The sequence below is a fragment of the Sphingobacterium spiritivorum ATCC 33861 genome (genome assembly GCF_000143765.1).
Taxonomy (GTDB): domain Bacteria; phylum Bacteroidota; class Bacteroidia; order Sphingobacteriales; family Sphingobacteriaceae; genus Sphingobacterium; species Sphingobacterium spiritivorum.
Window position 1 is genome coordinate 1,743,725 of the sequence record NZ_GL379770.1, and the last position, 11,924, is coordinate 1,755,648.

The 11,924-nt window shown below is 38.7% G+C and carries 11 protein-coding genes; 5 read left to right on the top strand and 6 right to left on the bottom strand.

The features are described 5' to 3' along the window. Positions 1-192: 192 nt before the first annotated feature. Positions 193-2,202 (top strand): DUF4874 domain-containing protein, encoded by a 2,010-nt coding sequence (locus tag HMPREF0766_RS07685; RefSeq protein ID WP_002995308.1) that lies wholly within the window; start codon positions 193-195, stop codon positions 2,200-2,202. A 96-nt stretch (positions 2,203-2,298) separates the two neighbouring features. Here the strand turns inward: HMPREF0766_RS07685 and HMPREF0766_RS07690 are convergent, their stop codons facing one another. The 5 genes from HMPREF0766_RS07690 to HMPREF0766_RS07710 form a co-directional block, all read right to left on the bottom strand. Then, complete coding sequence (locus tag HMPREF0766_RS07690) at positions 2,299-3,285, bottom strand: hypothetical protein (RefSeq protein ID WP_002995310.1); 987 nt, start codon at positions 3,283-3,285, stop codon at positions 2,299-2,301. 12 nt (positions 3,286-3,297) lie between these two features. Then, on the bottom strand, positions 3,298-4,140 hold the full coding sequence (locus tag HMPREF0766_RS07695) for a hypothetical protein (protein WP_037459722.1): 843 nt from the start codon (positions 4,138-4,140) through the stop codon (positions 3,298-3,300). 75 nt (positions 4,141-4,215) lie between these two features. Next, on the bottom strand, positions 4,216-6,087 hold the full coding sequence (locus HMPREF0766_RS07700) for a DKNYY domain-containing protein (RefSeq protein ID WP_002995314.1): 1,872 nt from the start codon (positions 6,085-6,087) through the stop codon (positions 4,216-4,218). A 9-nt stretch (positions 6,088-6,096) separates the two neighbouring features. Further along, entirely contained in the window at positions 6,097-6,705 is a 609-nt protein-coding gene (locus tag HMPREF0766_RS07705) for a hypothetical protein (RefSeq protein WP_002995316.1), read from the bottom strand. Between the two features lie 166 nt (positions 6,706-6,871). After that, the gene (locus tag HMPREF0766_RS07710) at positions 6,872-7,792 is read right to left on the bottom strand and encodes a LysR family transcriptional regulator (protein ID WP_002995318.1); all 921 of its coding nucleotides are present in this window, start codon (positions 7,790-7,792) and stop codon (positions 6,872-6,874) included. A 97-nt stretch (positions 7,793-7,889) separates the two neighbouring features. Here HMPREF0766_RS07710 and HMPREF0766_RS07715 point away from each other — a divergent pair, with 97 nt between their 5' ends. Continuing rightward, entirely contained in the window at positions 7,890-8,504 is a 615-nt protein-coding gene (locus HMPREF0766_RS07715; protein WP_002995320.1) for an NAD(P)H-dependent oxidoreductase, read from the top strand. A gap of 18 nt (positions 8,505-8,522) precedes the next feature. Continuing rightward, on the top strand, positions 8,523-8,813 hold the full coding sequence (locus HMPREF0766_RS07720) for a putative quinol monooxygenase (RefSeq protein ID WP_002995322.1): 291 nt from the start codon (positions 8,523-8,525) through the stop codon (positions 8,811-8,813). 110 nt (positions 8,814-8,923) lie between these two features. Here HMPREF0766_RS07720 and HMPREF0766_RS07725 read toward each other — a convergent pair whose 3' ends face one another. Then, a complete protein-coding gene (locus tag HMPREF0766_RS07725; RefSeq protein ID WP_002995324.1) occupies positions 8,924-9,772 on the bottom strand; it encodes an EamA family transporter in 849 nt (282 codons plus the stop codon). A 717-nt stretch (positions 9,773-10,489) separates the two neighbouring features. Between HMPREF0766_RS07725 and HMPREF0766_RS07730 the strand changes: the two genes are divergently transcribed. Beyond that, a complete protein-coding gene (locus HMPREF0766_RS07730; RefSeq protein WP_002995325.1) occupies positions 10,490-10,792 on the top strand; it encodes an ArsR/SmtB family transcription factor in 303 nt (100 codons plus the stop codon). 20 nt (positions 10,793-10,812) lie between these two features. Beyond that, on the top strand, positions 10,813-11,913 hold the full coding sequence (locus HMPREF0766_RS07735; RefSeq protein WP_002995329.1) for an NADH:flavin oxidoreductase: 1,101 nt from the start codon (positions 10,813-10,815) through the stop codon (positions 11,911-11,913). Positions 11,914-11,924: the final 11 nt, after the last annotated feature.

The following is an 11,924-nucleotide window of genomic DNA, read 5'->3' on the forward strand; positions in this document are numbered from 1 at the left end:
GACTATTGTATTAAATATTTAATCTTAATTCGGATCACACTAACAACTGGTTGCCAGCTGGTTTTCACTGGCAACATTAAGATAAAATAAATTGCATTTTTTTATAAAATATAAAACCTGACGGTTCACATATATGGATTGTCAGCCAGAGTTATGCACACTTTATTAACTAACCAATAACCAATTTTTACAATGAAAAAATCAAATTTTAAACCAATTATTTATGGATTGGGTGTACTATTGTGTTTTATCATTTTTAATAGTTGCAATAAGGAAATTATTTTGCAGGAGAAGAGTGAAATTCTGCTTAATGGCAGACAAAATCTGGCATCCGGGTTAACGCCTGCAGGAAGTTCTCAAACACATTTGCCTAACCCTGAAAGAGGATTCAGGTATGAGGAAATGGCTAAAATCCCTTCATTGGCCTTTCCCTGGGATACCAACCGTAAATTAAATAGCAATAACTGGCTTACCAGACTGGAACAAAACTATAATGCAACAGACGGACATATAAAAGTGTCTCAGTTGTATCTCTATCTTACTGACTTTGCAGGTACTAATACATTATCACAAGCGGCCCTGGATACTGTATCTTCAGTATTAGGCAAGGTACGAAATAAAGGATATAAACTGGTGCTTCGGTTTGCATACACTTACGATGGTACAGGAGGTTATGTTTATCCGCCTATGTCACGTGTACTGTCTCATCTTGATCAATTAAAACCTGTTTTACAAAATAATATTGATGTAATACATGTCTTACAGGCGGGTACTATCGGATTATGGGGAGAATGGCATAATTATAACAATGCATATAATCAAACAGACAAAGACAATTTATTACGAAAAATACTCTCGATTTTACCTCAAGACAGAGATACGCAAATTCGTATGCCATATTATAAAACTGCTTCTGCCCTTACCACCGCCGAAAAGTCCCGAATAGGATTTCATAATGACTTTTTTACCGACAATACACATCCACATGCTTCCAGTGATGGATACTGGGCTTCAGGAAACTACAGCATGGTATCTGCAGAATCTATATCTACATTAGTAGATGGAGAAATGCCTTACGAAGGAACGGGTGAATGGAATGCAAATTATGTCAATCCTATACAGGCAATTAAGCAGTTTAAGGATCATCGTTATACTACTTTCAGTGTAACTCACAGTTACCCTCAGGCTATTCTAAACTGGAAAAATACCCCCATTACAAAAGCACAGCTGGATGCTAATAACTTTCCTTACGATCCGGCCTATTTTAATGGTGGAGTAACGCGTAGTGTATACGATTACGTAGCGGACCACCTTGGCTATCGCCTGTGGCTGGATTATGCTGCCTCGAATGTAATTGAAGAAACCAATCAAATCAAATGTAATATTGCTATTCGTAATTATGGCTTTTCCGCTATCCATAATCCGCGCAAGGTATTTTTAGTGCTAATGAGAGCAGATGGAACTATTGTGGAATCTAAAGAATTAACTAATAAGCCGTCCGACTGGCACACAGGAGTGACACAAACACTTTCGGCAAATTTTGATAAACCACAGAATTTGGGAAGTTATGATATAGGAATCTGGATGCCTGATTATCCAGCTTCTCCTACTTATCTGGATGCCCGTTATGCTATGCGATTTTGTAATCTTGAATGGAATCAGGTAAACGTAGCAGGCGGTGTTATGGGCATCAATAAGTTAGATGCCAGTTTAATAGGAAACGGACCGCTGGAATATTGTAGTGCTCCGGGTGATGCCGTTTCTCCTGCAGATCGTTATATACAAAGCTTGTCTACCTCCGGCGCGGCGCAAAACATCAGTTATACTGCTAATGCGTTTCCTGCTGGTGGTTATGTAAGCTACAATACGCAGCGAATAGAAGCGCAAAGGGGAACCTCTTTTATCCTTAACTTTAATAACAGCCCCGCTACGAAATGGAACAGGATTATTGCGTGGGTGGACTGGAACAGGGATGGGGTATTTGATAATACTGCCGAGCGTATTTTTTATATTGGTAACAATGCGAGTGATAATAGCGCGACGGTGATAGCAGTAAGCAGAAGTATATCGGTGCCTGCTACTGCTAAAACAGGGGTTGTAGCTATGCGCATACGTTTTCATGATGCGTGGTTACCTACGATAGGTACTTGCGGATATCAGGATAATAGCAGCAGTTTTGACTTTTTTATTAAAGTTCTTTAGAGTTAAGAAGCCGGTATATACGTTATACCGGCTTTTTTTTAAAAATTAGATTCAGAACTTAAAGAATAATTTATTTGTAGATCTGTTCAAGGAGAGCTATTCGGACCGTTTAAAATAGGTTTCTGTAAACACGTTTTCCTGTACTTTCTGGGAGTATGCTTTGACCCAGGGTTTATAATAATAGGTCGCATAAAGGATATTATCTTTTAAAGTGAATCTCGCAAAAGGTTTTCCTATCTGAGGGACTTCTTGGAGACCGAAAGTCTCGGTTGTGCCATTATCAAACTTGCAGTCTACATCTCTTTCCCAGATCATCTCAAATTCGGTATCGCTGATCTTACGTACGGGGTAGAAATAAACGCATTGGCCGTGGTATTCAAATGCCAGCGAACTTTCTCCGATATTCAGTGCTACTTCCCCATTCTGCCACTTATATCCATAGAATTTTTGTTTTTCTGTTGGAGGATTGGACTTGTTGAAAAAATCAATATGGACTATTTTCCAGCGATCTCCTTCCCTTTCCATATCTATTCTGCACAAAGGTTCACCCTCACCGCCGTAATTCAGGTAAATGTCCATTGACCCTTTGTTATCGGATAGCTGTTTTACATTATGAATCGTATATTCATCCGGTGGTTCCTGACTTTTGATCCAGTACATATAATAGAGATCTCCACAATACGTATCATATTTATACGCATCCGCATTTTCATAATCCTCAAAATTGACCGTTTCTAAAAATAAATTGCATCCGCTTAACCTTTTCTTTTCTTCCCGGATAAATTTTTCCGAAATAGTTCCAAGGTCCCTCAGCTTTTTAAAATAAGAGGCGGTATCCAAAGAAGATTTTCCTTTTCTATTCTTAACAACATCTATATACTGAAAATTATTATTGAAGTACCAGTCGTAGAAGGAGCTTCCACTTTTCTCTATTTCCTGTAGTTGATTGCCTTCGTTTACTTTAGCAAGACTACTGTCTGCAATCTCCGGTTGTCCGGACTGGTTTGGAAGACCTTTTTTATTGCCCTCCTTGCAGGCAGCCAGTATGCTGATGAATAAGGTAATTACAAATAGTTTCTTCATTATAAGATAGATTTATTGTGCGGAAGGTCTTTTCTCTTCGTACAGGATTATTTCATTTGCGGGTAGATAACGTTCATTGCTGATCAGTTTTCCTGTTTTATTATAGGTTAGCAATCGTTGAATGCCGTTGACCGTTTTGATCACTTCTTTCTTTTGAAATAAAGCATTTTTATAGTATTCTTTTACTTCGTTCCTTTCGCTGTTTTGATAGCTACGTGTATAGAGCTTGCCTTCCACATAATCATCACTATACCTCACATTATTTTTTCTATATTGTTTATTGGTCAGTCTGCCGTCTTCATCATAGGCTTCATATCTGTCAACCGCTGATACCCTCTGCTTGTTACCATTCGGATAGAAATCAGTGTATGTCTCTGAGACTTCATCCGAAATATGCTGTATGTTGCCATTGCGGTGATAGGACTTACTTACTCCTCTGCCGTAATGTTTGTTTTTATCCAGCGATACCCATCCTTCTGTTCTTAAAATACTGTTTTCGTATTGTTTGAAAAACATATTCTTTTCCTTTCTGTAAGTGTCAACTGTTGGGATAGAGCCCGTAGATGAATTATAGGTCATAATCAAAGAATTGACTATGGTATAATCATTTTTCACCTTGCCATCTGTCTCCGATACTGTTCCGCTTATAAGCCCATTTGTAAGGGTAATATCAGCTTTTTGATTTTTACTTTCCAGTCTGTATGAACCGTCTTTCAGTGCGACCGGTTTTTGTCCTGAAATACCGATAATACTGATTTCATCTATATAAGCCCGTTCTATATTTGCCGCCTTTATTTTCAGCGTATCAATAGTCGTTTGCGCAAAAGCACTTTCTGTAATTATAGTTGTAAACATAAATCCTAAAAGGCTTATGTACTTTAGTAAATTGATATTTATGACGCTGTATTTCATATGTTTATGAAAAATTATTTAATCGGTTTCTTTATCCGGAAAAATCTGTTCTTTCGTTCGTATTACAGCACATTCTTTCCCTTCTGCAGATGTGAGAAGATTCGCTACATTATCATAATTCCGGGCTTCCAGTTCACGTTCCAGTTGTTGTATATTTTTCACAATATACAAGGAAGAATGGATGGGATGAATATTAGGCAGATCAATTACAGTAGCGTAATACTGATTACCTTGCCTGTATAAAATCAGGTGTTCGTCCTCTTTGTATATAACAAATCCTTTTTGTGGTATTTTGGATCGGTATATATAGGTTACCTCTCCTAAATGTCCATATTTACGGCTTCTGATATTCTGATAAGCGGTATAATAGATAACATGATCATCTTTAAATACTCCATTCACAAAAGGCCGGAGTCCCTTTAATGCTTTAGCATGTCTGAAAGCCTGTTTATCAGAATCGAAATAGTAAAGCGATCTGAGATCCGAAAAGAGAAGGTGTAATCTCCCTGATGCGCGTTTCTGAAGTAAGGCCATTTGCCGGAGATCTGCTGTTACAGATCCCCATAACCTGTCCTGTACTTCTACCGGAAACACGATTCCATTTACCACATGCTGCCGGCCATCCGTGCCATACGTGAGGGCATAGTCCAGTTTTTCCGCTGTAAAATTACGTCCGTCCATCCCTTTTAAGAGATGTTCATGATAGTAGGCGTGTTTGCTGTCCTTTACATATTCTACTGTAGCAGGTAAAGATGAGATACTGTTTACATCTGCCTGAGGCAACACATATTCCTTGTAATATACTTTATTCTTGTCTTTAGCATAACTGAATATTGGTGTATTAATACGCTGATGCGACAGGCTTTCAAAACTTGCAGCATCGGCATCCGGTATTTGTTTTGTCTTGTAAAAAACAGATTTGCGGTCCTTTACATAATTCTGTCCCACATATATTGCTGTTGTCTGATCAATACCGGGAATACTTTTATTGCCGGAATAGATATGTCGGGCATCGCTACCCATTGTACTGCCATATTCATTTTTGAATGTGAGTTGTTTAAAACTGTTCAGGTCTGCATCTTTTACTTTAAAATAACCATCTCCCATTCTTAAAAAATAAACCTCGTTATTATAGCTCAGATACGGACTGCCGTTTCCCGGAAGATATACACCATTTCGGGCCACCTCATTATCAGGATCGTCATCATTATTGCGGTTAATGAGATAATAAACAATGCCGGCCAATATCAGAAAGAAACCTAATAATACAAGGAGAGCCGTTCTGACCTTAACCGGTCGTGCGATTGTTTCAATATGCACTCCTTTTTGGTAAACAAAAAGTTGTTCAATATGCATATTTTTCACTTTACTTTCATTTTTATATATTATGTAATGGTATTCATTTTCCATAATACTACTTAATCGGGAATAGAAGGTATCCAGATCTTTATTCATAATACCCATAAATACATTTCCTGTATTGATATGAATGGTTTTTTCTGTTATTATACTCAATCTGTCCCAGCGCTTGTTTCTGATCACAGCCTTTATAATACGTATAGAATCCAGCGGTATATGGTAAAGTTGTTTTCTGCTTCTGATCTCCAGACTTTTGTTTACGACTGACAGGGTCACAACAGGTTTCATCAGGAAATTAAACAGCATTATAATAGCATAATATACCAGAGCAAACAGCAGTACAATCAATACTATACTCACCGGCCCTGTAATCATAAATCCGAATAACTGAAATAACATATCATACCCCTTGGCATAAAAGAAATAACCAAAGGGAAGCATTACCAGCAGCGAAAATATAGTGTATATGAGGATTCCCTTTTTGTCAAAGATATTGCCCTTTAATTTCACGGTTAGTTGCTCAATATTCATTCTGTACGCTTATATAATATTCATATTGTTGACCACAGGTATTCCGGGCTGTTTATTCATTAATGTATGCATTGCAAATTGTGCCTGTGCATACTGATAGAAAGTCACGCTGTGTTTTTTATTTTCAAAAGTTCTGATATTCATACTATAGGTAGTCGGTGCTTTATACGGTCTGGACCGTGAAAATGATACATCCATAATATCTGTATAAGGAATATTTTTTTGGGATAACAGTGTGGGAATAATAATATGGCGTGTCTGGAAAATATAAGGAGCAATTCCTGCCCAAAACCGTCCGATAACCTGTACATACTGGTGGTACAGCAGCAGGCTATCCGAATCCAATTGTCTTAGTATAGTGATAAAAGTTGCAGTCCTTCTGTAAGTGAAAAACAGAAGTAGGCCAAAGGGTACCGCCAGTACAGCCTGCAGATAAAGGATAGTGGGCAATATGTAACTCAGAAAGTTGATATGATAGAGCTTTCTTTCTGTGTAAACGACATGAAAATTATAGCAAAAAAAGAATATAATCGAAAAATTAACCAGTAATAATAAGGTCATTACTACCCGTCGCAATCTGATAATATTATTTATTTCCTTTTCTCTGAATTCGTTCATTCCTATAATGTCCCGATAAAAGTGTTGACAACATAAATATAACTGTGTTGTTGTCAAAAACTGAGCCCGGAATAATATTCGTTGAACCTGATGAGATATTAGCGATATTCTATCTGTTATTTGATTTAAGAAAAAAGGCAGAATATCGCTGCGTCCGGGATAGTCTTCAGGCGACTTCCTGCTGCACAGGTCTTCCCATAACCTTTCTGAAAAGATCTTTGATATGATCAATCTCCTGTTGATGTGAATTCTGCTTACGGGTGCCAAAGTAAAGAGTATTTTTCAAAGGCTTCACTCCTTCCCAGATCAACTGTATCTGTCCGTTCTCTATTTCCTGACGGCAAAGAAAGTCCGGAATTACGGCAAGTCCCTTTCCTCCGCTCAGACAGCGCACTATGGAATTGAGATTCGGCACTATATAATTAGGTCTGAAGTTAGGTTGTTGGTCAAAATTAAGTTTCCAGAACCGTAATAAATGCTCCATATCGCCTGTCGTACCATACCACTTTTGCGCTCTCAGCCAGCTCTCTGTCTGATGGATATCTTCTGTCTTTCGGATGGCATCAAAAGTGGCTTTATCAACTTCGCTTCCACCTACGAGCACAATCTGTTCGCAGGAAAAAGGTTCCAATTCCAATTGGGATGAATTTCCCTTTTGTGGTGTGATGATCAGATCTACTATACCTTTGTCCAGCTGATCGAGCATTTCCGGGTATTCGCCAAAGCAAATGATAAGATTGAACGGTAAGGAGGAAACATACTGTTCCAGTGTAATCTGAAAAGTTTCAAAGCACATCCCTACGCTGATAGTCGGCGTGTGTTTTTCTGTACTTTTCTGAAAATTTTTCTCTACTTCCTCCAGTTTTGTCAAGGCATCAACCACCGCATTATACAATACTTTTCCTCGTTCCGTAGGCATCATTTTCCGGCCGGTACGGTCAAATAGCTTATATCCTACATAAGATTCCAGCGAACTCAGATGGAGACTTACGCCCGGCTGAGAGATAAAAAGTGCCTCTGCAGCACCAGTAAGTGTTCCTGTTTTATAAATCGCCTTAAATGTGCGGTACCATTCCAGATTAACCATACTTGAAGTATTATAATTATGATACAAATATATAAATTATCTTATTTTTATGATAGCATCCGTCGGCGTATTTTTGTAGCATATTAAAATAATACATATGAAAAAGATACTTATCATTAATGGAGGACAGCATTTCGGACATTCCGGAGGGCGTTTCAATACTACTATAGCGGCTACTACATTTGATTTCTTCAATGAAATGGAGGATGTGGAAGTTCAGCTGACCACTATAGATCATGGATATGACGCGGAGGAAGAAGTCCGTAAATTTGTGTGGGCCGATTACATCATCTACCATACTCCTATCTGGTGGTTTCAATTACCACACAAATTCAAGCAGTATATAGATGAAGTATTTACGGTGGGGCATAACAAAGGAATATACCATAGTGATGGACGTTCGTCCGATAATCCGGAAATCAATTATGGTACCGGAGGTGAGCTGGCAGGACGTAAATACATGCTGACAACCAGCTGGAATGCTCCGGCTACAGCCTTCACATTGCCAGGCGAATTCTTCCAGCAACACAGTGTAGATGAGGGAGCACTGTTTGGTTTTCATCGTATGAATGCTTTTGTATCCCTTGAAAAAATGGAAAGCTTCCATTTTCATGATGTAGAAAAAAATGCTCAGGTTGAGCGGGATATGGAACAATATCGCTTACATTTGAAAAACGTATTTGCAGAGGAATTCAACTCTGTCACATGTTAAATAAATAATATAAAAGCTATGAATATATACTTAACAGCCGTCATCAAAGCTAAAAGTGAATATAGAGACGAAGTATTGGAAATACTGAAGAATATGGTCAGCAGGACACTGCAGGAGCCTGCCTGTCAAAAATATGATCTGCATGAAGATCTGGAAGATCCAAACTGGTTTGTGTTCTATGAAATATGGCAGGATCAGCAGGGATTAGATGTCCATAATCAGCAATCCTATATCCGAGACTTTGTAGCGGTTGTACCAGAAAAACTTCAGGAAGCTCCTTTGATTATCAGGATGAAAAAACTGGATTAATAAATAGCAGCTTATAGTTTTATACCACTAAGATAAAAATCAGAAACTAAAAAGGTATCCTGTCCCAATCCGGATAGGATACCGTCTTTGATATGAAATCTTAGGACAGATTATAAAGTGTCATTATATCTGTTTGTTAGAGTCGTTCCCATACTTGCGATCACTACACAGAGAATAGACATCCACTGCAGAAAGCTCAGGTATTCTTTCAAAAAGAGTAAACCGGAGAGCGCTCCGAATGCAGGTTGCAGACTTGTCAGAATACTAAATGTTTTGGGAGGAAGGCGTTTCAGAGCTATCATATCCAATGTAAAAGGCAATGCGCTGGAAAATATAGCTACTCCAAATCCTAAGAGTAAATAATGAAAACTAAGTTGTGCGAGACTTCCGCTTAACATACCAAATGGCAGGATCAATATGGCTGCTATACCCATTCCTACAGTGACAGCAACTCTGTTGTCGACTACCTGTGAAATCTTGCCTCCCATTACAATGTATCCGGCCCAGAATGCCCCTGCGAGGAAAGCCAGCCCCAATCCAATAATGTCAATATTATTACTCTGCCAGGGTACAATCAGCAATATGCCTGCACATGCAAACAATGCCCATAAGAGGTCTAAAAGTTTTCGTGACAGAAAAAGAGCCAGTAAAAGCGGGCCGATAAATTCTACGGTCACACCTAATCCAAGCGGAATACGTTGAATAGCATAATAGAAAATAAGATTCATACTGCCGATACATGCACCATATCCAAAGCAATATAACCACTGTTGTTTGTTCAGAGCGGACAATCGTGGCCGGTTGATAACAAACAGTAACAGTGCCGAAAGACCTATTCGTAATGTGCTTGTGCCAGCCGAGCCAAGAACGGGAAATAGTTTTTTGGCAATAGATGCACCCCCCTGCACACAGATCATGGAAGCCAGAGCTGCTGGTACAGCAATATTCTTATTTTTCATCGGGTTCAAATCTAAGCTAAACTTTCATTAGCAGGAAATGGTAAAGATAAAAATAATACATATCGTAAGCAGATTAATGTACTATTCAGATTTCTCATAAAAATACGTAAGACAAATCCTGTAATTAACATCAAATTTAAACCATGAAAGTTTCGGATAAGATATATAAGTGATTGACTCTTTTAGCCTTAAGCCAAAATAATTTAATTGATTTTAGCGCTGTTCGCTTGTTTAACCAAATATATTTAATTACTTTTGATGAAAGCTAAAGGAAACTTTACTTAATGTGTGATAAATGGAGCTTCGGCTCCTTTTTCGTTTTATATAATTCCCTCTCATTTCCCACGTTGTTACTTACGGTATTAATAGATCTTCACAATTTGTGTCTGATTATATTTGTTTTATTCTGCATTCAAAATACAGCCAAACCCCAAGCATCAGAATCAAAGCCAGCAGTATAATAAGTAATACTATCCGATTTGAATTTTTACCTGTCTTCATATATTCAAAAATAGCATTTCCATTAAAAAGCTATGCTGTTTTATGCCGGACAAAAAACGGATAATGTATAAAGATGAATCGAAAACTTTATGATTTTTCTGTGCTCTTTTCTCAAATCTATATCGTAATTGTCGTCGGATATAAATCCACTGTCAGCTATTCATCATGTTTTATAAATGCTGCTGACTATATCGGGATTTCCCGATATATTTGTCTATGGATTATATAGAAATATTTAAAGCGCTCTCTAACAAAGGTCGTTTTCAAATTTTACAATGGCTCAAGGATCCGGAGGCGCACTTCCCCTATCAGGAGCATGCAGATCTTCGTGAGATCGGGGTTTGTGTGGGGCAGATACAGAGAAAATCCGGACTGACACAATCTACAGTATCCGAATACCTGGCCATTATGCAGAAAGCTAATCTGGTACATTCCGTCAAAATAGGTCAATGGATCTATTACAAACGAAATGAAGAAATTTTACAGTTAATAAGTAATTTTTTTAAAGACGAACTATAAAAACAAAAAACAGGAATTTTATGAGTAATAATAATTTATTTCAGCCCTTTCAACTCAAATCATTGCATCTTAAAAACAGATTTGTGATGGCTCCGATGACTCGTTCCTTTTCTCCTCAGGGTATTCCTACTTCGGATGTCGCTTCTTATTATGGCAAACGTGCGGCTGCTGATGTAGGTCTGATTTTATCAGAAGGTACGGTGATCAACCGTATATCTTCTTCTAACGATCCCGATGTACCTCATTTTTACGGGCACAAAGCGTTAGAAGGCTGGCAGAAAGTCATTCAGGAAGTCCATCAGGCCGGAGGCAGCATGGGGCCACAGATATGGCATATGGGTATTATGCCTGATCACCATTCGGGATGGAGACCTGCTTCTCCTTTTGAAGGCCCGTCTGCATATAACAGTCCCGGCCTGGCCAATGGTAAAGCTATGACTACTGACGACATTGACGCTGCTATCCGGGCTTACGGAGATGCAGCAGCAGAAGCAAAACGATTGGGGTTTGATTGTGTGGAATTGCATGGTGCACATGGCTATCTTATTGATCAGTTCTTTTGGAAAGCCACGAATAATCGTACAGATAGCTATGGTGGAGAGACTTTAGCAGAACGTTCCAGATTTGCGACCGAAGTTATTAAAGAAGTAAGACGCAGAGTGGGTGAAGATTTTGCTGTCATTATCCGCTTGTCACAGTGGAAACCAGCCGACTACCATTATAAACTGGCACAGACTCCGCAGGAAATGGAACAATGGCTGTTACCGCTTTCAGAGGCCGGAGTGGATATCTTCCATTGCTCGCAACGTCGTTTCTGGGAACCGGAATTTGAGGGATCTGATCTTAACTTTGCAGGTTGGGCCAAAAAAATTACAGGAAAACCTACTATTACAGTGGGCTCTGTAGGTCTTGATGGCGAATTTCTGGCTGCATTTGCGGGTGAAAGTTCTCAGCCAAGTCCTTTGGATGAATTATTGCGCAGATACGACAGAGGAGATTTTGACCTGGTGGCTGTAGGACGTGCCTTGTTAGCAGATCCACAATGGGTACAAAAGATTGAACAAAATCAAATGGATAAACTGAAGGGCTTTTCCAAAGAAGCACTTGCACAACTGATTTAAGCCATTTGTCA